This is a genomic window from Serratia sp. KH_031, from assembly GCF_057839655.1.
In genome coordinates, this window is record NZ_CM174496.1 from 331454 (window position 1) to 354152 (window position 22699).

Below are 22699 nucleotides of genomic sequence, written 5' to 3' on the forward strand. Positions count from 1 at the left end.
TCCCTTGGCTTTTGAGTCGCAATAAAAGAGCGTTACGTGAATCTTTTCTCTATATAGAAGGTAAAAGGAAGAGATTCAGATAACGCCCCCATATTAAGGGGGATCATTTTTCGCGTGGAATTGTAGCGAAAACGTTTGCGTGACGCTCGTTAATTTTCTGTAGAAATGCGTTCTGTGGATAAGTTTGTGCAAAACAGGGTATAAAGCCGGGTTTTGCTGTGGAATGCAGCAAACAGTCATTTTTGTGGAAAATACCTGTTGCGGCCTGCGTGGAACTCCCTATAATGCGCCTCCATCGACAGGGAACATGTGAACAACTTCACAGAGTCTCCGGGGTCGGAAGAGAAAAAACCTGAAAATTAGGGTTGACTCTGAAAGAGGAAAGCGTAATATACGCCACCTCGAGTTAGCAAGCGAAAGCGCGTAACTCACTGCTCTTTAACAATTTATCAGACAATCTGTGTGGGCACTCACAAGATGATATCCAGATGCTTTCGAGCATCAAATGAATATCAAGCCTTGAAGAGTGACACATGAAGTAAAATTCATACAGTAACCTTTGAGCATCGCTGCACGAGTGGCAGCAAATCAAGCTTTTAATTGAAGAGTTTGATCATGGCTCAGATTGAACGCTGGCGGCAGGCCTAACACATGCAAGTCGAGCGGTAGCACAGAAGAGCTTGCTCTTCGGGTGACGAGCGGCGGACGGGTGAGTAATGTCTGGGAAACTGCCCGATGGAGGGGGATAACTACTGGAAACGGTAGCTAATACCGCATAACGTCTACGGACCAAAGTGGGGGACCTTAGGGCCTCACACCATCGGATGTGCCCAGATGGGATTAGCTAGTAGGTGAGGTAATGGCTCACCTAGGCGACGATCCCTAGCTGGTCTGAGAGGATGACCAGCCACACTGGAACTGAGACACGGTCCAGACTCCTACGGGAGGCAGCAGTGGGGAATATTGCACAATGGGCGCAAGCCTGATGCAGCCATGCCGCGTGTGTGAAGAAGGCCTTAGGGTTGTAAAGCACTTTCAGCGAGGAGGAAGGGTTGGATGTTAATAGCATTCAGCATTGACGTTACTCGCAGAAGAAGCACCGGCTAACTCCGTGCCAGCAGCCGCGGTAATACGGAGGGTGCAAGCGTTAATCGGAATTACTGGGCGTAAAGCGCACGCAGGCGGTTTGTTAAGTCAGATGTGAAATCCCCGCGCTTAACGTGGGAACTGCATTTGAAACTGGCAAGCTAGAGTCTTGTAGAGGGGGGTAGAATTCCAGGTGTAGCGGTGAAATGCGTAGAGATCTGGAGGAATACCGGTGGCGAAGGCGGCCCCCTGGACAAAGACTGACGCTCAGGTGCGAAAGCGTGGGGAGCAAACAGGATTAGATACCCTGGTAGTCCACGCTGTAAACGATGTCGATTTGGAGGTTGTGCCCTTGAGGCGTGGCTTCCGGAGCTAACGCGTTAAATCGACCGCCTGGGGAGTACGGCCGCAAGGTTAAAACTCAAATGAATTGACGGGGGCCCGCACAAGCGGTGGAGCATGTGGTTTAATTCGATGCAACGCGAAGAACCTTACCTACTCTTGACATCCACAGAAGGCTTTAGAGATAGAGCTGTGTCTTCGGAAACTGTGAGACAGGTGCTGCATGGCTGTCGTCAGCTCGTGTTGTGAAATGTTGGGTTAAGTCCCGCAACGAGCGCAACCCTTATCCTTTGTTGCCAGCGGTTCGGCCGGGAACTCAAAGGAGACTGCCAGTGATAAACTGGAGGAAGGTGGGGATGACGTCAAGTCATCATGGCCCTTACGAGTAGGGCTACACACGTGCTACAATGGCGTATACAAAGAGAAGCGAACTTGCGAGAGTAAGCGGACCTCATAAAGTACGTCGTAGTCCGGATTGGAGTCTGCAACTCGACTCCATGAAGTCGGAATCGCTAGTAATCGTAGATCAGAATGCTACGGTGAATACGTTCCCGGGCCTTGTACACACCGCCCGTCACACCATGGGAGTGGGTTGCAAAAGAAGTAGGTAGCTTAACCTTCGGGAGGGCGCTTACCACTTTGTGATTCATGACTGGGGTGAAGTCGTAACAAGGTAACCGTAGGGGAACCTGCGGTTGGATCACCTCCTTACCTAAAGATGTTTGACTGTGCAGTGTCCACACAGATTGTCTGATGAAATTAATGAGCAAGCACCACCTTGAGGTGAGGGCAGTGACAAATAAGATTGTCGCTCGATTTTTCGTGGAAAAATCTCGCCCTTACCCGAAATTATCGAATCGGTGATTCGATAAGCCAATTTCGGGTCCCCATCGTCTAGAGGCCTAGGACACTGCCCTTTCACGGCTGTAACAGGGGTTCGAATCCCCTTGGGGACGCCATTTCCGATAATGCGTGAAAGTCATTATCATTCAGTATCTCAAAACTGATTCTGTTGAAATACACAGGAGTCATGTTTGAGATATTTGCTCTTTAACAATCTGGAACAAGCTGAAAATTGAAACATGACGGCTGAAACTTATCCCTCCGTAGCAGTATTGGGATAAGGATTAACCCGTCATAGAGTCTCTCAAATGTTTACAGCACGATGTGTTCTCTGTTTACAGAAGACACCTTCGGGTTGTGAGGTTAAGTGACTAAGCGTACACGGTGGATGCCTAGGCAGTCAGAGGCGATGAAGGGCGTGCTAATCTGCGATAAGCGTCGGTAAGGTGATATGAACCGCAATAACCGACGATACCCGAATGGGGAAACCCAGTGCAATTCGTTGCACTATCATACGATGAATACATAGTCGTATGAGGCGAACCGGGGGAACTGAAACATCTAAGTACCCCGAGGAAAAGAAATCAACCGAGATTCCCCCAGTAGCGGCGAGCGAACGGGGAAGAGCCCAGAACCTGAATCAGTTTGTGTGTCAGTGGAAGCGTCTGGAAAGTCGCACAGTAAAGGGTGATAGTCCCGTACACGAAGAGGCATGAATTGTGAGTTCGATGAGTAGGGCGGGACACGTGACATCCTGTCTGAATATGGGGGGACCATCCTCCAAGGCTAAATACTCCTGACTGACCGATAGTGAACCAGTACCGTGAGGGAAAGGCGAAAAGAACCCCGGCGAGGGGAGTGAAATAGAACCTGAAACCGTGTACGTACAAGCAGTGGGAGCCTTCTTTATGGGGGTGACTGCGTACCTTTTGTATAATGGGTCAGCGACTTATATTTTGTAGCAAGGTTAACCGAATAGGGGAGCCGTAGGGAAACCGAGTCTTAACTGGGCGTCTAGTTGCAAGGTATAGACCCGAAACCCGGTGATCTAGCCATGGGCAGGTTGAAGGTTGGGTAACACTAACTGGAGGACCGAACCGACTAATGTTGAAAAATTAGCGGATGACTTGTGGCTGGGGGTGAAAGGCCAATCAAACCGGGAGATAGCTGGTTCTCCCCGAAAGCTATTTAGGTAGCGCCTCGTGAACTCATCTTCGGGGGTAGAGCACTGTTTCGGCTAGGGGGCCATCCCGGCTTACCAAACCGATGCAAACTCCGAATACCGAAGAATGTTATCACGGGAGACACACGGCGGGTGCTAACGTCCGTCGTGAAGAGGGAAACAACCCAGACCGCCAGCTAAGGTCCCAAAGTCATGGTTAAGTGGGAAACGATGTGGGAAGGCATAGACAGCCAGGATGTTGGCTTAGAAGCAGCCATCATTTAAAGAAAGCGTAATAGCTCACTGGTCGAGTCGGCCTGCGCGGAAGATGTAACGGGGCTAAACCATGCACCGAAGCTGCGGCAGCGAACGTATCACTTAAAACGCTTAACGTGACGGCGAAGCCGGCACGTTCAAGCCACAAAAACGTTGAGTCGGTCTGCGGGCTGATAAACGTAAGGCGTTTTAAGGATACGTTCGTTGGGTAGGGGAGCGTTCTGTAAGCCGTAGAAGGTAGTCTGTGAGGGCTGCTGGAGGTATCAGAAGTGCGAATGCTGACATAAGTAACGATAATGCGGGTGAAAAACCCGCACGCCGGAAGACCAAGGGTTCCTGTCCAACGTTAATCGGGGCAGGGTGAGTCGACCCCTAAGGCGAGGCTGAAAAGCGTAGTCGATGGGAAACAGGTTAATATTCCTGTACTCGGTGTTACTGCGAAGGGGGGACGGAGAAGGCTAGGCTAGCCGGGCGACGGTTGTCCCGGTTTAAGCGTGTAGGGGGAGAGAATTGGTAAATCCGTTCTCTTATCGAACCCTGAGGCGTGATGACGAGTCACTACGGTGATGAAGTAGTTGATGCCAAGCTTCCAGGAAAAGCCTCTAAGCTCCAGGTAACATCAAATCGTACCCCAAACCGACACAGGTGGTCAGGTAGAGAATACTCAGGCGCTTGAGAGAACTCGGGTGAAGGAACTAGGCAAAATGGTGCCGTAACTTCGGGAGAAGGCACGCTGGCATTAGGTGAAGAGACTTGCTCTCGGAGCTGAAGCCAGTCGCAGATACCAGCTGGCTGCAACTGTTTAATAAAAACACAGCACTGTGCAAACACGAAAGTGGACGTATACGGTGTGACGCCTGCCCGGTGCTGGAAGGTTAATTGATGGGGTTAGCAGCAATGCGAAGCTCTTGATCGAAGCCCCAGTAAACGGCGGCCGTAACTATAACGGTCCTAAGGTAGCGAAATTCCTTGTCGGGTAAGTTCCGACCTGCACGAATGGCGTAATGATGGCCAGGCTGTCTCCACCCGAGACTCAGTGAAATTGAACTCGCTGTGAAGATGCAGTGTACCCGCGGCAAGACGGAAAGACCCCGTGAACCTTTACTATAGCTTGACACTGAACATTGAGCCTTGATGTGTAGGATAGGTGGGAGGCTTTGAAGCGTGGACGCCAGTCTGCGTGGAGCCAACCTTGAAATACCACCCTTTAATGTTTGATGTTCTAACTCTGGTCCATAATCTGGATTGAGGACAGTGTCTGGTGGGTAGTTTGACTGGGGCGGTCTCCTCCCAAAGAGTAACGGAGGAGCACGAAGGTTAGCTAATCACGGTCGGACATCGTGAGGTTAGTGCAAAGGCATAAGCTAGCTTGACTGCGAGAGTGACGGCTCGAGCAGGTACGAAAGTAGGTCTTAGTGATCCGGTGGTTCTGAATGGAAGGGCCATCGCTCAACGGATAAAAGGTACTCCGGGGATAACAGGCTGATACCGCCCAAGAGTTCATATCGACGGCGGTGTTTGGCACCTCGATGTCGGCTCATCACATCCTGGGGCTGAAGTAGGTCCCAAGGGTATGGCTGTTCGCCATTTAAAGTGGTACGCGAGCTGGGTTTAGAACGTCGTGAGACAGTTCGGTCCCTATCTGCCGTGGGCGTTGGAAGATTGAGAGGGGTTGCTCCTAGTACGAGAGGACCGGAGTGAACGCATCACTGGTGTTCGGGTTGTCATGCCAATGGCATTGCCCGGTAGCTAAATGCGGAAGAGATAAGCGCTGAAAGCATCTAAGCGCGAAACTTGCCTCGAGATGAGTCTTCCCTGGACTTTTTAGGTCCCTAAAGGAACGTTTAAGACTAAGACGTTGATAGGCTGGGTGTGTAAGTGCAGCGATGCATTGAGCTAACCAGTACTAATGAACCGTGAGGCTTAACCTTACAACACCGAAGGTGTTTTGGTGAGATTGTATTTTAATTTTCAGCGAGTTTACAGATTGGATTGATTGGCTTTACGAAAGTGAAGCGGATTGATTGAAACAGAATTTGCCTGGCGGCGATAGCGCGGTGGTCCCACCTGACCCCATGCCGAACTCAGAAGTGAAACGCCGTAGCGCCGATGGTAGTGTGGGGTCTCCCCATGCGAGAGTAGGACACTGCCAGGCATCAAATTTGTGTGCTGATATGGCTCAGTTGGTAGAGCGCACCCTTGGTAAGGGTGAGGTCCCCAGTTCGACTCTGGGTATCAGCACCACTTTATTGAAGTAGTTTAGAAGTTCGGCCAAAAAGAATTTGCTTGGCAGCAATAGCGCGGTGGTCCCACCTGACCCCATGCCGAACTCAGAAGTGAAACGCCGTAGCGCCGATGGTAGTGTGGGGTCTCCCCATGCGAGAGTAGGACACTGCCAAGCACCAAATAAGCATAAGCCCTACGTGAAAGCGTAGGGCTTTTTGCTTTTCAGTTAATAAAATCTTCTCAAACTGCCTCTGCGTAATGAAACATTTTCACCTTCTGGTTGAATACTCGACATCCTAGATAAAAAACGGTATCTTCGGGCATCTAGAAGTCTAAACGGATATGTGAGGGTTAAGCAATGCCAATTCGTGTTCCTGATGAGCTCCCTGCGGTTAATTTTTTGCGCGATGAGAATGTTTTTGTCATGACCTCCTCACGTGCAAAGACACAGGAAATCAGGCCATTGAAGGTGCTGATCCTTAATCTAATGCCCAAAAAGATAGAAACTGAGAACCAGTTTCTACGCTTACTTTCCAATTCTCCGTTACAGATCGATATTCAATTGCTGCGCATCGATAGTCGCGAATCAAAAAACACGCCTGCCGAGCACTTGAACAATTTTTACTGTGATTTTGAAGATGTTCAGGATCAAAATTTTGATGGGCTGATTGTTACTGGAGCGCCATTGGGGTTAGTAGATTTCTGCGATGTCGCCTATTGGCCGCAGATCGAACGTATTATCGATTGGGCTAAGAACCATGTTACCTCAACGTTGTTTGTCTGTTGGGCGGTTCAGGCTGCGTTGAATATCCTGTACGGCATCCCTAAGCTGACGCGAGAAACGAAACTATCTGGCGTCTATCATCATCAAACGTTACAGCAACATGCATTGTTGACTCGCGGTTTTGATGAGAGTTTCTTGGCACCCCATTCGCGTTATGCTGATTTCCCGACTGAAATTATCCGCCAATATACCGATCTGGATATTTTGGCAGAATCAGACCAAGCAGGGGCTTATCTGTTTGCCAGTAAGGATAAGCGTTTAGCATTCGTTACCGGTCACCCGGAATACGATACATTAACGCTGGCAGGGGAATATTGTCGTGATAATGATGCAGGCCTTAACCCGACGATTCCTTTAAATTACTTCCCCTCAGATAATCCTGAACTGACACCGAAAGCCTCGTGGCGAAGTCACGGTCACTTGCTGTTCTCCAACTGGTTGAACTATTACGTTTATCAGATCACACCATTTGATCTGCGCCAGATGACCCCTTCACTCGACTAGCATTTGTTGCCAAACGGTGGCTGAATTGAGGCCGCCGCTCCTCCTTCTGTTGCTACTCTTCTCATTTTTACCCACATTAATTCAAATAAAACAATTGGTTAAATATATATCAATATATATTGAAACCGGTTTCCTTATCTATTCCTTCCTCATCATTAATTAACCAATTGATAACAAACAATTAATAAAATATTTAATTAAAAAATGGAAATCGTTTTTGATTTTTAATTTTAGTTGAGTATTCTTAGATCAAACGGCATGACATCCGACCAGTTGAAGTTCGTTTTAGATATCCTCAATCGCAGTAATTTCTAATGAAAATTAACCTTTCCAACAGTAATGGCGGGAGGGAACGATAGGAAGGAGCAAGACAATGACGCAACAGATGGTAGGCACGGAGTTAACGTTTACGCAGGTTTTTACCGCTGCTGAGCGACAGGTGTTAACGGATGACGCGGTCGAATTCTTAGCGGAACTGGTGGGTAAATTTACTCCACAGCGCAACAAGCTATTGGCTGCGCGTGCCTGCTGGCAGGAAAAAATCGATCGCGGTGAGCTTCCTGATTTTATTTCGGAAACTAATTCCATTCGAAGTGATGATTGGAAAATCCGTGGAATACCTGACGATCTGCGTGACCGTCGAGTAGAAATTACCGGGCCGGTTGAGCGCAAGATGGTGATTAATGCTCTGAACGCCAACGTTAAAGTCTTCATGGCGGATTTTGAGGATTCATTGGCACCGAGTTGGGACAAAGTGATCGATGGCCAAATCAATTTGCGTGATGCGGTGAATGGCACGATTTCCTATACCAATGAAGCCGGTAAAGTTTATCAGTTGAAGCCTAATCCAGCGGTACTGATCGCCCGTGTTCGTGGCCTGCATCTGCCAGAAAAACACGTGAAATGGCAAGGCGAAGCTATTCCTGGTGGGTTGTTCGACTTCGCTTTGTATTTCGTCCATAACTATCAGGCTTTGCTGGAGAAAGGCAGTGGTCCCTATTTCTATCTGCCGAAAACCCAATCTTGGCAGGAGGCGGCTTGGTGGAGTGAAGTGTTCAGCTTTACCGAGGAGCGTTTCTCCCTGCCGCGTGGCACTATCAAAGCCACGGTATTGATTGAAACCTTACCTGCTGTGTTCCAGATGGACGAAATTCTTCACGCTCTGCAAGATCATATCGTCGGACTGAATTGCGGCCGTTGGGATTACATCTTCAGTTATATCAAAACATTGAAGAATCACGGCGATCGCGTATTACCGGATCGTCAGTCGGTCACAATGGACAAATCATTCCTGAGTGCTTATTCGCGTTTGCTGATCAAAACCTGCCACAAGCGCGGCGCTTTCGCGATGGGGGGTATGGCGGCGTTTATCCCGAGCAAAGATACCGAGAAAAATGCTCTGGTGCTGAATAAGGTTCGTGCGGACAAAGAGCTGGAAGCCAACAACGGTCACGACGGCACTTGGGTGGCGCACCCCGGCTTGGCGGATACGGTGATGGAAGTTTTCGACCGTATTTTAGGCGCTCGTCAAAACCAACTGGAAGTGACGCGCGAAAACGATGCGCCAATCACTGCTGCTCAGTTACTGGAGCCTTGTGACGGTGAACGTACCGAAGCGGGAATGCGCGCCAATATCCGCGTTGCGGTGCAATACATCGAAGCATGGATCTCGGGTAACGGCTGCGTACCGATTTATGGTTTGATGGAAGATGCCGCGACGGCAGAAATCTCGCGCACCTCAATTTGGCAGTGGATCCACCATGAAAAATCTCTCAGTAACGGCCAACTGGTGACCAAAGCCCTATTCCGTCAGATGCTGGCTGAAGAAGTTCTCGTTATTCAAGAAGAACTCGGCGAGCAGCGTTTCAGTCATGGGCGCTTTACCGAGGCCGCACGCCTGATGGAGAAAATTACCGTTTCAGATGAACTGATCGATTTCCTGACCTTACCGGGCTACGAGCTGTTGGCCTAAAACCGGTAAATCTGGCTATTACGCTGGCTATTTTGGGATTGGACACGCCCCCAAACTCGCTACGCTCATAACGCTAGGTTCTACCTGTTTATTTAACCCTACATTATTGAAAGGATAAGCATTATGACAACCTCTCGTACCCAGCAAATCCAACAACTGGAACAGGAATGGAAATCGGCTCGTTGGGAAGGCATTACTCGCCCATACAGTGCAGAAGATGTGATTAACCTGCGTGGCTCGGTGAATCCGGTGTGTACGCTGGCACAGCATGGGGCGGCGAAACTGTGGGAATTGCTGCACGGAAAATCGCGCAAAGGTTACGTCAACAGCCTTGGGGCGTTGACTGGTGGACAAGCATTGCAGCAGGCGAAAGCGGGTGTTGAAGCCATTTACTTGTCTGGTTGGCAGGTTGCGGCCGATGCTAACACTGCATCCGCCATGTACCCGGACCAATCTTTGTATCCGGTAGATTCCGTTCCCGCGGTGGTTGAGCGTATTAATAATACTTTCCGTCGTGCCGATCAGATCCAATGGGCGAACAAGATTGAACCGGGTAGCAAAGGTTACACCGATTACTTCTTACCGATTGTCGCCGATGCTGAAGCCGGTTTTGGTGGTGTATTGAATGCTTTCGAGCTGATGAAATCGATGATTGAAGCTGGTGCGGCCGGGGTGCATTTCGAAGATCAACTGGCTGCAGTGAAGAAATGTGGTCACATGGGGGGCAAAGTGTTGGTACCAACCCAGGAGGCGATCCAAAAACTGGTCGCCGCGCGCTTAGCTGCTGACGTGCTCGGTGTCCCGACACTGTTGATCGCCCGTACTGATGCCGACGCTGCTGATTTGATCACCTCTGACTGCGATACTTACGACAGCCAATTCATTACCGGGGAGCGCACCAGCGAAGGTTTCTTCCGTACCCATGCGGGGATCGAACAAGCCATCAGCCGTGGTTTGGCCTACGCACCCTATGCCGATCTGGTGTGGTGTGAAACCTCAACGCCAGATCTCGCACTGGCCAAGCGTTTTGCTGATGCTATTCATGCCAAATTCCCAGGGAAATTGCTGGCTTATAACTGTTCGCCATCATTCAACTGGAAGAAGAATCTTGATGACGCCACGATTGCTCGCTTCCAAGAAGAGCTGTCGGCGATGGGTTACAAATACCAGTTCATCACCTTGGCGGGCATCCACAGCATGTGGTTCAACATGTTCGATCTGGCGCACGCTTATGCACAAGGCGAAGGTATGAAGCATTACGTCGAGAAAGTGCAACAGCCAGAATTTGACGCAGTTAACCGTGGTTATACTTTTGCCTCGCACCAGCAAGAAGTGGGTACTGGGTACTTCGATAAAGTGACCACCATTATTCAAGGCGGTGCTTCATCGGTGACGGCATTGACCGGTTCGACGGAAGAACAGCAGTTCTGATGAAGTGATTCAGAGCCTACATTTGTAGGCTCTGTCGTCCTGTTGCGAGGAGAGGTGGATGGCGGAAAAACTGGAACTGTTGATCGCTCAAACGATCCTGCAAGGCTTTGATGCGCAATATGGCCGATTTCTGGAAGTGACCGCTGGGGCGCAACAGCGTTTCGAGCAGGCGGATTGGCCAGCGGTGCAGCAGGCGATGAAAAAGCGTATCCATCTTTACGATCATCATGTCGGTTTGGTGGTTGAGCAACTGAAGTGCATCACTGGTCAGAAGTACTTTGATGCCGATTTCACTAACCGGGTGAAAGCGGTTTACACCGATTTATTGCCGGAATATCCGCGTTTCGAAATCGCCGAAAGCTTTTTTAACTCAGTCTATTGCCGGTTGTTCAAACACCGTGATTTGTCGCCGGAAAAACTGTTCGTCTTCAGTTCGCAACCCGAACGGCGTTTTCGCGATATTCCACGCCCGCTAGCGCGGGATTTTATGCCTAACGGCGATCTCCCCGCCATGTTGCGCAGCCTATTAAGTGATCTGCCGCTGAGGCTACCGTGGGAAAATCTAACGCGTGATATTCACTATGTCAGTCAGGCGCTGCAACAGGCATTCAGCGCACAACAACTGTCTGACGCGACCTTCCAGATTGCCAATGAACTGTTTTATCGCAATAAAGCTGGATGGTTAGTCGGCAAACTACGTTTAGGCGATGAGGTTCATCCATTTTTACTGCCAATCCACCGTAGTGATGAAGGTGAGCTGTTTATTGATACCTGCCTGACCCGCAAGGCCGAAGCCAGCATTGTCTTTGGTTTCGCACGTTCCTATTTTATGGTTTACGCTCCGCTGCCAGCCGCGATGGTGGAATGGCTACGTGAAATCCTGCCGGGTAAAACTACCGCTGAACTGTACATGGCGATTGGTTGCCAAAAGCACGGAAAAACAGAGTGTTATCGCGAATATCTGACCTTTATGGCGCAATCACAAGATCGGTTTATTATTGCGCCGGGAGTGAAAGGGATGGTGATGTTGGTATTCACTTTGCCGTCGTTTGATCGCGTGTTCAAGGTGATCAAAGACCAATTCGCTCCGCAAAAAGAAGTCACACAGGCGCAGGTAATGGCTTGCTACCAGTTGGTTAAAGAGCACGATCGCGTTGGTCGGATGGCCGATACCCAAGAATACGAAAACTTCGTGGTCGATAAAGCACGTCTTAGCCCGGAGTTACTGGCGGAGTTACAGCGCGAAGTGCCGGAAAAGCTGGAGGATTTAGGCGACCGCTTGGCGATTAAACACCTGTATATGGAACGCCGCATGACGCCGCTTAATCTGTATCTAGAGCAAGCCAACGAACAACAACTGCATGATGCGATTGAAGAATATGGTAACGCTATCAAACAGTTGGCGGCGGCGAATATTTTCCCCGGCGACATGCTGTTCAAAAACTTCGGTGTAACGCGCCATGGTCGAGTGGTGTTCTACGACTACGACGAAATTTGCTACATGACCGAGGTGAATTTCCGCGATATTCCACCGCCGCGTTACCCAGAAGACGAACTCGCCAGCGAGCCTTGGTACAGCATTGCGCCCAACGACGTTTTCCCGGAAGAGTTTCGCCACTTTTTGTGTAGCGATAGACGCATTCGGCGGATATTTGAAGAGCTACACAGCGATTTGTTCGAAGCCAATTACTGGCGCGGCTTACAGCAACGGATCAGAGAAGGGCATGTGGAAGATGTATTTGCCTACCGAAAAAAACAGCGTTTTAGTCAGCGTATTGCCCCTGTGATTACCACAGGGGCGACGTGAATTCTCACTAAAATTTAATACAACAAGCACCCTGTTCGGCACCGGAAAGTTGACTGCGCAAGGCGCCAAACAACTCACGTCCACAACCAACGTGCTCGGCACTCAGGTCTGGCTGATAAGGTTGACGTTGTGCCAATTTGGCTTCGTCAACTAACAGCGTTAACTCGCCGGTCTGACCGTTCACTCTTAGCAGGTCGCCATCTTGCACCTTCGCCAGTAGACCGCCGCTATAGGCTTCCGGTGTAACGTGGATGGCGGATGGCACCTTACCGGAGGCTCCCGATAGGCGGCCATCGGTCACTAATGCTACCTTGAAACCGCGATCTATCAACACGCCCAACGGTGGCATCAGTTTATGTAACTCAGGCATCCCGTTGGCCTGCGGCCCTTGGAAGCGCACAACGACTATACAGTCTTTGTTTAACTGACCGGCCTCGAAGGCGGGCATGATGTCATGCTGGCTGTTGAACACGACGGCAGGGGCTTCAATGATTTGGTTGTCTGTGGGAACGGCGGAGGTTTTCATCACCGCTCTGCCCAGATTACCGGTCAATACTTTGGTGCCGCCGTGATGGGCGAAAGGTTGCGTGATGCTGGCAATGACACTGCTATCCAGCGACTGTTCCGCCCCTTCACGCCATGCCAATTGGCCGTTATTCAGCCACGGTTCTTGGGTATAACGTTCCAGACCAAAACCAGCCACGGTCTGGACATCCTGATGTAGCAACCCTTGTTTCAACAATTCGCGCACCACCAGTGGCACGCCGCCTGCAGCTTGGAACTGGTTGATATCCGCCGGGCCATTCGGGTAAATGCGGCACAGCAATGGGATGGCGTCGGAAAGCTCGGAGAAATCATCCCAATTGATGATAATGCCCGCTGCCCGTGCCATGGCTACTAAATGCATGGTCAAATTAGTAGAGCCACCAGTGGCGAGCAGTGCCACGATACCGTTAACCACCACCTTTTCATCAACTAATTGACCGATTGGCAGATAGTTGCCGCTGGTTTCCGTCAGGCGGGTGATTTGGCGAGCAGCAGCGTCGGTTAAGGCATCACGCAGCGGTGTGTCAGGGTGGATAAACGAAGCGCCTGGCAAGTGTAAGCCCATCACTTCCATCACCATTTGGTTGGTGTTGGCGGTACCGTAAAAGGTGCAAGTGCCGATACTGTGATACGAGGCCGCTTCGGCTTCCAACAGTGCTTGACGGTCGACTTTGCCTTCGGCATACAGTTGGCGCACACGGACTTTTTCTTTATTTGGTAGGCCGCTGCTCATTGGGCCTGCTGGGACAAATACGGCTGGCAGATGCCCAAAGGACAGTGCTGACATCACTAACCCCGGAACGATCTTGTCGCAGATACCGAGGAATAGCGCGCCGTCGAACATGTTGTGTGCCAGACCGACGGAGGTAGACATGGCGATCACATCGCGGCTCATCAACGATAGCTCCATGCCATCTTGCCCTTGCGTCACGCCGTCGCACATGGCGGGAACACCACCAGCGACTTGCCCAACGGCACCGACCGCGTGCAAGGCCTGCTTCAATTTCTGCGGATAATGTTCATAAGGCTGGTGGGCGGAAAGCATGTCGTTATAGGACGTGATGATGGCAATATCGCTGCGCACCATGTTTTTTAACGCGTTTTTATCGTCTGGCTGGCAGGCCGCGAAGCCATGAGCCAGATTACCGCAAGCCAATTGGGCACGGTGAACCGTTTTAGAACGGGCGGCTTCGATGCGTGCCAGATAGGTGGCGCGGCTGTTTTTGGAGCGTTCGATGATGCGTTGGGTGACTCGTGATAGGGTTGAGTTTTTCATGTTTTCCCCTTATTTATCATTATGATTTTGCTTAAACCCTGGTAGGTAAATCTGTTACGCATCGATTTTTGGTTTAGCGTTACAGTAAAGTTACCGGTAACATTTTCGGGGTAATTTTTGACCATGGCAATCGGCTTTCGTCAGCAGGATCGTTAACTGTGATCTCATTCATGTTTTTACGCAGGCGGGAAACAATACTTAGACAGAATTTTACAGTAGAGCAACAGAAGCCCCCTTCGGTATGAAAGGGGAGATATTTTTAGCGCACTCCGCCGTACTCGAGGCTAATTTCTTTAGCTGCATGGATCACCAAAGCACCCAACTCGGTCACGCGATCGTCGGTAATTCGCGATATCGGGCCAGAAATGGAAATAGCGGCGAACGCTTCCCGATGCTCATCGAAAATGCAGGCTGCTACGCAGCGTAAACCGAGCGCATGTTCTTCATCATCAAAGGAAAAACCCTGTTTACGGATTTGTGCCAAGCCTTCTTTCAGATTGTGCGGCGTAAGAGTGCGCGGGGTATAGGTGTGCATCCCTTTTTTATGCAGCAGTTTGGTGACCTGATCGTCTGGTAACGTGGCGAGAAACGCCTTGCCCGCACCGGAGGCATGCATAGGTAACTTGCCGCCGATCGGCGCTGACATCCGCATCAGCGCGGTACATTGCACTTGATCGATAATCACCGCCTGGTATTCGCTAGTATCCAACACCGCCAGATTGACCGTCTCGCCGGATTCTTCCATCAAGCGGCGCAGCGTCGGATGCACCATCGCCAACAGGTTACGGCTTTGCAAGAAGCTACTGCCGACCACAAAGGCGTGCGCACCCATCGTCCACAGCCCGAGATCGCCGACCTGACGCACAAAGCCTTGCTGTTGCATGGTGGTCAACAAACGGTGAGTGGTGGAATTAGGTAATCCGGCTTGCTGCGCCAAATCGGTTAGCGCCACATTCCCCTGCGCTTCGGCAATATATTCCAATAATTTCAACCCACGAGTCAGCGACTGTACTTGGCCGGTTGCTGCACTGGCTGTCGGAGCGGCGGTGCGAGGCTTTTTACCGCGTTTGGCGGGAGTCGGCGTAGCCATAATGGTTTATCCTTATTTCCGTATCATGGAATTCATTTTCGTTTTTTTAATCGTAATAGCAAGGTGAAAAACTCTCAACAGCACCCGGCAACTTTGCTGCAACAAGCTGTGCTAGGATGGCTCAATAAGCATACGGCAGATTGGGTAATGACAGTGACGAATCGAGTAGAACAACTGCGCCAGCAGCTCGCGCAGCGCATTTTAGTGTTGGACGGCGGTATGGGCACCATGATCCAGAGTTACAAGCTGGAGGAGCAAGATTTCCGTGGTGAGCGTTTTGCCGACTGGCAGAGCGATCTGAAAGGCAACAACGATCTGCTGGTACTGACTAAACCAGACGTGATCAGTGCTATTCACCATGGTTATCTGGAAGCGGGTGCGGATATTCTTGAAACCAATACCTTCAACTCCACCACCATCGCTATGGCCGACTATCATATGGAGTCGTTGTCTGCCGAGATTAACTATCAAGCCGCTTGTTTGGCGCGAGCCTGTGCCGATGAATGGACGGTGCGCACGCCAAATCAGCCGCGTTACGTGGCAGGTGTCCTCGGGCCGACCAACCGTACCGCGTCGATCTCGCCTAAAGTTAACGATCCGGCATTCCGTAATGTTTCTTTTGATGAGCTGGTTGCAGCCTATCGTGAATCGACTCGCGCGCTGGTGGAAGGCGGCGTTGATCTGATCATGATTGAAACCATCTTTGATACCCTGAATGCTAAAGCCGCCGCCTTTGCGGTGCAAACCGAATTCGAAGCGTTGGGTGTATCACTGCCAATCATGATTTCCGGCACCATTACCGACGCCTCTGGACGCACGCTTTCCGGTCAAACCACCGAAGCGTTTTATAACTCTTTGCGTCACGTCGAGCCTCTCACTTTTGGTCTTAACTGCGCGTTGGGGCCGGATGAACTGCGTCAGTATGTCTCTGAGTTATCCCGAATTTCTGAAACTTACGTCACCGCGCACCCGAACGCTGGTTTACCGAACGCCTTTGGTGAATACGATCTCGACGCCGAAGAGATGGCGAAACAGGTGAAGGAATGGGCGCAGGCCGGTTTCTTGAACATCATCGGCGGTTGCTGCGGCACAACGCCGGCGCATATCGCGGCGATGGTTGAAGCTGTAGCCGGTGTGCCGCCACGTCAGTTGCCGAAACTTCCGGTCGCCTGCCGACTGTCTGGCCTTGAGCCACTGACTATCGATGGCAACACGCTGTTTGTGAATATCGGTGAGCGTACCAACGTCACCGGTTCGGCACGTTTTAAACGACTGATTAAAGAAGATAAATACGACGAAGCGCTGGACGTGGCACGCCAGCAGGTAGAAAGCGGCGCGCAGATTATCGACATCAACATGGATGAAGGGATGCTCGACGCCGAAGCGGCGATGACGCGTTTCCTCAACCTGATCGCCGGCGAACCGGACATCGCTCGCGTCCCGATCATGATCGACTCCTCCAAATGGGATGTGATCGAAAAAGGCCTGAAATGCATTCAGGGCAAGGGCATTGTTAACTCGATCTCGATGAAAGAAGGTGAAGAAGCCTTTATTCACCATGCCAAACTGGTGCGCCGTTATGGCGCTGCGGTGGTGGTGATGGCATTCGACGAAGTGGGGCAAGCGGATACCCGCGAGCGTAAGTTTGAAATCTGCCGTCGCGCCTACAAAATCCTGACTGAAAAGGTCGGTTTCCCGCCGGAAGATATTATTTTCGATCCGAATATTTTCGCCGTTGCGACCGGTATCGAAGAGCACAACAACTACGCCGTCGACTTTATCGAAGCCTGCGGCGACATCAAAAAACATCTGCCACACGCGATGATTTCCGGCGGTGTGTCTAACGTTTCCTTCTCATTCCGTGGCAATGATCCAGTACGTGAGGCGATCCACGCAGTCTTTCTGTATCACGCCATTCGCAACGGCATGGACATGGGGATCGTCAACGCCGGTCAGTTAGCGATCTACGACGATCTTAGCGCTGAATTGCGCGATGCCGTCGAAGACGTGATCCTTAACCGCCGTGACGACAGTACCGAGCGCATGTTGGAGCTGGCGGAAAAATACCGCGGCAGCAAAGACAAAGAAGCGGATGTGCAGCAAGCGGAATGGCGCGGCTGGCCAGTGGCAAAACGACTGGAATATTCGTTGGTAAAAGGCATCACCGAGTTTATCGAGCCGGACACCGAAGAAGCGCGTCAGCAGGCACCGCGTCCGATCGAAGTGATCGAAGGACCGTTGATGGCGGGGATGAACGTGGTTGGCGATCTGTTCGGTGAAGGCAAAATGTTCCTACCGCAGGTGGTGAAATCCGCCCGCGTGATGAAGCAAGCGGTGGCCTATCTGGAGCCATTCATTCAGGCGAGCAAGGAGAAAGGATCTTCTGCCGGGAAAATCTTGCTGGCGACCGTCAAAGGTGATGTTCACGACATCGGTAAAAACATCGTCGGCGTGGTGCTGCAATGTAATAACTACGAAATTATCGATTTAGGCGTCATGGTGCCGACGGACAAGATCCTGAAAACCGCGCGTGAAGAGAAGGTCGATATCATCGGACTGTCTGGTTTGATCACCCCGTCTCTGGATGAGATGGTCAACGTGGCGAAAGAGATGGAACGTCAGGGCTTTACCTTGCCGTTGCTGATCGGCGGAGCCACCACTTCTAAAGCGCATACTGCGGTGAAGATCGAACAAAACTACAGCGGTTCCACCACTTACGTACAGAATGCCTCACGTACTGTTGGCGTGGTTTCGGCGTTGCTGTCGGCTACTCAACGCGATGATTTCGTGGCTCGTACTCGCAAAGAATATGAAACCGTGCGTATTCAGCATGGGCGCAAAAAACCGCGTACTCCGCCAGTCAGTTTGGAAAAAGCACGAGCCAACGCCACGCAGATAGATTGGGAAAACTATACGCCACCAGTGCCAAACCAATTGGGTGTATTCCCGGTTGAAGCCAGTATTGAAACGCTACGCCATTACATCGACTGGACGCCGTTCTTTATGACCTGGTCGTTGGCAGGTAAATATCCGCGCATTTTGGAGGATGAAGTGGTGGGCGAGGAAGCCAAACGCCTGTTTGCCGATGCCAATCAGATGCTGGATATGCTGTCCGCTAACCGCAGCCTGAATCCGCGTGGTGTTTATGGCTTGTTCCCGGCTAACCGCGTTGGCGACGATGTGGAAGTGTATCGCGATGAACAGCGTGACGATGTGCTGGTGGTGAGCCGTCATCTGCGTCAGCAAACGGAAAAAACCGACTTCGCCAACTACTGTTTGGCGGATTTTGTTGCGCCGAAAAGTAGCGGTAAGGCCGATTACTTTGGCGCTTTTGCCGTGACCGGCGGGTTGGAAGAAGATGCGTTGGCCGCGGCTTACGATGCCCAGCACGATGATTACAACAAGATCATGGTGAAAGCTTTGTCAGATCGCTTGGCGGAAGCTTTCGCCGAATACCTGCATGAACAGGTACGTAAGCTGCATTGGGGCTTCTCTGCTGATGAGAATCTGAGTAACGAAGAGCTGATCCGCGAGAATTACCAAGGCATTCGTCCGGCTCCGGGCTATCCGGCCTGCCCGGAACATACTGAAAAGGCCGAAATTTGGCGTTTGCTGGATGTTAATCGCCATACCGGTATGGAATTGACCGAGTCCTTCGCCATGTGGCCGGGCGCGGCGGTTTCCGGCTGGTACTTCAGTCATCCAGACAGTAAATACTTCGCCGTGGCTCAGATCCAACGCGATCAGGTTGAGGACTACGCCGCACGTAAAGGCATGAGCGTCAGCGAGGTTGAACGCTGGCTAGCGCCTAATCTCGGTTATGATGCTGATTAATTAACTTCCCCCTCGCCATGAGGGGGTTTATTAAGGGAAAACCGTGTCGATTATTGAGCTGTTAAAGCTGCATCCGGTGATTGCGGCGGTAAAAGATAACGAAAGTCTGCAAGTGGCGGTGAAATCAGACTGCCAGATTATTTCGGTGTTATACGGCAACATCTGCAATATTGGCCGCATTGTGCAGCAGATCAAAGAAGCGGGGAAATACGCCTTTGTACATGTTGATCTGCTGGAAGGCAGTTCGAACAAAGAGATCGTGATTAACTTCCTCAAGATCGTCACCGCGGCTGATGGCATTATCAGTACCAAAACCTCGATGGTTAAAGCCGCACGCCAACAGGGTTTTTACGCCATCCACCGCCTGTTTTTGCTGGATTCCATCTCATTCCACAATATTGACAAACAGGTCGCGCAATCAACGCCAGACTGCATCGAAATCCTGCCCGGCTGTATGCCGAAAGTTTTAGGCTGGGTTGCGGAGAAGATCGATCTACCGATTATTGCTGGTGGCTTGGTTTGTGATGAAGACGATGCACAAACCGCGTTAAAAGCCGGAGCGGTCGCCGTCTCCACCACCAACCACGATGTGTGGAAGTTAAAGTTGTAGTGACTGTTCTCCCATTTCAGCACAATGCCCATTTAAATGGGCATTGTGACTCCCAGTGACCAGTATTATGGTCATCAAGGTTAATCCACCAATGGACTCAACGCCTGTAACAGCGGGTCGAGGTGTTTATTCACCTGTTGATAGACCTGCTGATTGAGCTGATGATAGAAGCGGTGGTTGTCGCTGTTTGGTGTGAAACTATCGCTCATTCGCACCAGCTTCTCCGCTGCCTGCTGGTAGTTATCAAACACTCCCACCGCCATTCCTGCGTTAATGGCACAACCGACTGCCGCCGATCCTTTCATTAAGTTACGGCAGGTTGGAATGCCAAACACATCGGCAAATATCTGCATAAACAAGTCGCTGTTGGCACCACCGCCGGAAATAATCAGTTTGGTGAACGGTGTGTTCAGTTCTAACGCCATTTTATCCATATGATTTTTCATGGTGAAGGCGATGCCTTCCAGCACCGAGCGGTACATATGCGCGCGGGTATGACGACCATCAAAGCCAATCATCGCTCCTTTACGGTATTCCGCTTCAGAAGGTGGTGCCCAGTCGTGGACGGTGATTAACCCTTCACAGCCAGCAGGCACGCGTTCGGCTTCTTGATTGAGTAACTCTTCAATACTGACACCTGCGTCGTGGGCTTCGCAAAGCGCGGCGGCACCGAATTGATCGCGGAACCAACTGATGGTCCACATACCGCGGCGCACCCCCATGCATTCATACAGGTAACGGCCGGGAATAGAGGCTTGGAACGGCCAAAAGTTTTGCGCATCTTTAACGTTAGCTTGGCCGTGTACCATCGCGCCGATGTAGGTGCCAAGGGAAATCAGCGCTACGCCAGCTTCCAACGAGCCTGCGCCTAACGCTTCGACTGCTTTATCGTGGGCGGTCGCGACTACCGGAATACCCGCCGGCAACCCAAGCTGCTGGGCAACTTGCACAGTAAGTTGGCCGAGGATCTCGCCCGGTTTCACCACGTCAAACACCTGATCGCGCGTGAGGTTACAGCTTTGCCACGCAGCAGGATCGGTACTCCAGTCAAGCCGATCGTTATCCATCGGCCACCAACCGATATAATTGGCGCAGGTATCTTTCAGCTCACCAGTCAGGCGATGGGTGATATAGCCAGAAGTGGTGGTGATATAGCGAACGCCTTGATAAGCGTCGATGTATTCATAAGGCTTGTTTAGGCGCTTATCCATCCAGTTGATCACCGGGTAGGCCAGCTCGCCGTTCTCCTTCAATAGCACGCGGCAACAGCGCACGATGCAGATCCCCATCGCCAGAATGTCTTTGCCTTGGCCTCCACGTTCGGCAAAACGTTGCATGGCGCGGCGAAAAGCCACCTTGAGCGAATCCCAGAGATCGTCATCGGGATGTTCCGCTAGTAAAGGTGCCGGAATATCCATTTTGCGTAGTTGCTGTTTACCTTCACAAACGGTGTTGCCGTCCAAATCAAAAATCACCACTTTGGCGCTTTGGGTGCCCACGTCGACACCCATCAAATATTTAGTGCTCATTGAATGACTCCCTTAAACAAGAAACTATTCCGTCACTGTCTGTGTGATTGTGTTTTTGGCGCCAGTGCGTTTGATATTGTTAAATAACAAGAAAGTGAAGAGCACCACCAGACAGACCGCACCTAATCCCATCAACCACATGTTGCGATAGGCTTCGGCGGCGGGTAGGGTGTCTTGCCAATGACCGATGATCGGGTAAACAAAAACATCGGGCAGGAAGCCAATCACCGAGCAGATACCGACGGTAGTACCCATTATGTATTGCGGCGTGCGTGCCTCACCGATACAGGCGAAATACAGGCCGCGTGAGGCGTAACAGGCGAAAGCCAACAGCAGAATTAACCCGATGCCCACACCGACAGAAGTCGGATTCTGGTTGGTAAACAGCAATATCACCAACGTGGCAATACTGACCAGTGCTAATAATTGGATCACCCGTGTTGGAGATTTCAGGCGCGAATAGGTAGTAATCAATCCCCCCAATGGACCACAGATGGCGCGGAAAATCTTGTTGATCACAATCCCCATATAACTGGCCGCGACTAGCGTCATGCCATACATTTCAGTCAGATAGTTAGTGGAGTAGCTGAGAATGGCGTAGATGGTATACACGCCAAAAATAATCATACTGCAATACCAAGTAGTGCTGATTTTCAGCACTGAGATGATGTCGCTTAGGCTGAATTTACGTGGTTTTTCAGTATGGTCGGTAGTTGTGAAACCATCGCTGACATAGAACCAACACAGAATGCCCAGCAAAATATAAACGCCGCTGTAAATTAAAATCACTGTTTTTAGGCTGTTAGGATCTTCTGGCATAAACAGTGAAAACGTCCACATGGTAAACACCGCCAGCGCCATCACTCCAACGCCGCGCAGGCCTTCCATCCAGCCCATGATCTTGCCTTGTTCTTCATGGGAACCTAGCAGTGATGCGGCTTTAATCGACACTGACCACAGCATCAGAATGGTGGTAATGGCAAAAGCCACCTGAATTAAAATCATCACCCAAAATGGTGGGTAAGTCGCCATCAACAACCCCAATAATCCGGTGGCGATCATGGCAAACGTCATCATTTTCTTATGGGAAAACTTATCGGCAATAATACCGCTAGGCGCATAAAGTACGATGGCAGTAATTCCAAAGGTACTCATGATTAACCCGATTTCGGTATTGGAGAATCCCATGAATTTTGCCATGGGTATTTGGTAGATATAACGTAAATAGGCTAGATCGAAACTCACTCCGCCGCTGATGCTTATTATGGCTAGCGTTAGCCAACGGTGAAAATTGGATTCTTTCATGGTGTGGTTCCGCAAGTTTTTATCGCGTTAAACAAAAAAAGAGAAAAGCAACCTTCCCGCTAAGCAGGAAGTTACT

The 22699-nt window shown here is 50.7% G+C and carries 10 protein-coding genes, 2 tRNA genes and 4 rRNA genes; 12 read left to right on the forward strand and 4 right to left on the reverse strand.

What is annotated here, in order from left to right; translation table 11 throughout:
• The first annotated feature begins 597 nt into the window (after positions 1-597).
• The 10 genes from AC3ISQ_RS01490 (at position 598) to aceK (ending at position 12433) form a co-directional block, all read left to right on the forward strand.
• A 16S ribosomal RNA gene (locus AC3ISQ_RS01490) occupies positions 598-2139 on the forward strand.
• Between the two features lie 172 nt (positions 2140-2311).
• A tRNA-Glu gene (locus AC3ISQ_RS01495) sits at positions 2312-2387 on the forward strand.
• 245 nt (positions 2388-2632) lie between these two features.
• Positions 2633-5640 (forward strand): 23S ribosomal RNA (locus AC3ISQ_RS01500).
• Positions 5641-5748: 108 nt separating this feature from the next.
• Positions 5749-5864 (forward strand): 5S ribosomal RNA (gene rrf / locus AC3ISQ_RS01505).
• 13 nt (positions 5865-5877) lie between these two features.
• Positions 5878-5953, forward strand: a tRNA-Thr gene (locus AC3ISQ_RS01510).
• A gap of 41 nt (positions 5954-5994) precedes the next feature.
• Positions 5995-6110, forward strand: a 5S ribosomal RNA gene (gene rrf, locus AC3ISQ_RS01515).
• The 16S, 23S and 5S rRNA genes sit together here with 2 tRNA genes alongside, the layout of an rRNA operon.
• A gap of 183 nt (positions 6111-6293) precedes the next feature.
• A complete protein-coding gene (gene metA, locus AC3ISQ_RS01520; protein ID WP_489350227.1) occupies positions 6294-7223 on the forward strand; it encodes a homoserine O-succinyltransferase MetA in 930 nt (309 codons plus the stop codon).
• 373 nt (positions 7224-7596) lie between these two features.
• The gene (aceB, locus tag AC3ISQ_RS01525; RefSeq protein WP_489350228.1) at positions 7597-9195 is read left to right on the forward strand and encodes a malate synthase A; all 1599 of its coding nucleotides are present in this window, start codon (positions 7597-7599) and stop codon (positions 9193-9195) included.
• Positions 9196-9318: 123 nt separating this feature from the next.
• Positions 9319-10626: an isocitrate lyase gene (gene aceA / locus AC3ISQ_RS01530; protein WP_489350229.1), complete on the forward strand. Its 1308-nt coding sequence runs from the start codon at positions 9319-9321 to the stop codon at positions 10624-10626.
• Positions 10627-10684: 58 nt separating this feature from the next.
• Positions 10685-12433: a bifunctional isocitrate dehydrogenase kinase/phosphatase gene (gene aceK / locus AC3ISQ_RS01535; RefSeq protein WP_489350230.1), complete on the forward strand. Its 1749-nt coding sequence runs from the start codon at positions 10685-10687 to the stop codon at positions 12431-12433.
• 7 nt (positions 12434-12440) lie between these two features.
• Here the strand turns inward: aceK and edd are convergent, their stop codons facing one another.
• Together edd and iclR are read right to left on the reverse strand one after the other, a co-directional pair.
• Positions 12441-14255, reverse strand: a complete 1815-nt coding sequence (gene edd / locus AC3ISQ_RS01540) for a phosphogluconate dehydratase (RefSeq protein ID WP_489350231.1) — start codon at positions 14253-14255, stop codon at positions 12441-12443.
• Positions 14256-14514: 259 nt separating this feature from the next.
• On the reverse strand, positions 14515-15345 hold the full coding sequence (gene iclR / locus AC3ISQ_RS01545; RefSeq protein WP_489350232.1) for a glyoxylate bypass operon transcriptional repressor IclR: 831 nt from the start codon (positions 15343-15345) through the stop codon (positions 14515-14517).
• Positions 15346-15492: 147 nt separating this feature from the next.
• Between iclR and metH the strand changes: the two genes are divergently transcribed.
• On the forward strand, positions 15493-19179 hold the full coding sequence (gene metH, locus AC3ISQ_RS01550) for a methionine synthase (protein ID WP_489353083.1): 3687 nt from the start codon (positions 15493-15495) through the stop codon (positions 19177-19179).
• Between the two features lie 43 nt (positions 19180-19222).
• The gene (locus AC3ISQ_RS01555) at positions 19223-19789 is read left to right on the forward strand and encodes a glycerol-3-phosphate responsive antiterminator (protein ID WP_489350233.1); all 567 of its coding nucleotides are present in this window, start codon (positions 19223-19225) and stop codon (positions 19787-19789) included.
• A gap of 80 nt (positions 19790-19869) precedes the next feature.
• On the opposite strand, the gene AC3ISQ_RS01560 is transcribed toward AC3ISQ_RS01555, so the two are convergent.
• Together AC3ISQ_RS01560 and AC3ISQ_RS01565 are read right to left on the reverse strand one after the other, a co-directional pair.
• Positions 19870-21318, reverse strand: coding sequence for an FGGY-family carbohydrate kinase (locus AC3ISQ_RS01560; RefSeq protein WP_489350234.1), 1449 nt, complete (start codon positions 21316-21318; stop codon positions 19870-19872).
• A 24-nt stretch (positions 21319-21342) separates the two neighbouring features.
• Positions 21343-22623 carry an MFS transporter gene (locus AC3ISQ_RS01565; protein ID WP_489350235.1) on the reverse strand — a complete coding sequence of 427 codons (1281 nt, stop codon included), beginning with the start codon at positions 22621-22623 and terminating at the stop codon, positions 21343-21345.
• Between the last annotated feature and the right edge of the window lie 76 nt (positions 22624-22699).

What these genes read in the sequence shown, in the direction of transcription:
- AC3ISQ_RS01565 (WP_489350235.1), bottom strand. Translation starts at nt 22,623, where the DNA reads ATGAAAGAATCCAATTTTCACCGTTGGCTAACGCTAGCCATAATAAGC.
- iclR (WP_489350232.1), bottom strand. Translation starts at nt 15,345, where the DNA reads ATGGCTACGCCGACTCCCGCCAAACGCGGTAAAAAGCCTCGCACCGCC.
- edd (WP_489350231.1), bottom strand. Translation starts at nt 14,255, where the DNA reads ATGAAAAACTCAACCCTATCACGAGTCACCCAACGCATCATCGAACGC.
- metA (WP_489350227.1), top strand. Translation starts at nt 6,294, where the DNA reads ATGCCAATTCGTGTTCCTGATGAGCTCCCTGCGGTTAATTTTTTGCGC.
- aceB (WP_489350228.1), top strand. Translation starts at nt 7,597, where the DNA reads ATGACGCAACAGATGGTAGGCACGGAGTTAACGTTTACGCAGGTTTTT.
- AC3ISQ_RS01560 (WP_489350234.1), bottom strand. Translation starts at nt 21,318, where the DNA reads ATGAGCACTAAATATTTGATGGGTGTCGACGTGGGCACCCAAAGCGCC.
- aceA (WP_489350229.1), top strand. Translation starts at nt 9,319, where the DNA reads ATGACAACCTCTCGTACCCAGCAAATCCAACAACTGGAACAGGAATGG.
- aceK (WP_489350230.1), top strand. Translation starts at nt 10,685, where the DNA reads ATGGCGGAAAAACTGGAACTGTTGATCGCTCAAACGATCCTGCAAGGC.
- metH (WP_489353083.1), top strand. Translation starts at nt 15,493, where the DNA reads ATGACAGTGACGAATCGAGTAGAACAACTGCGCCAGCAGCTCGCGCAG.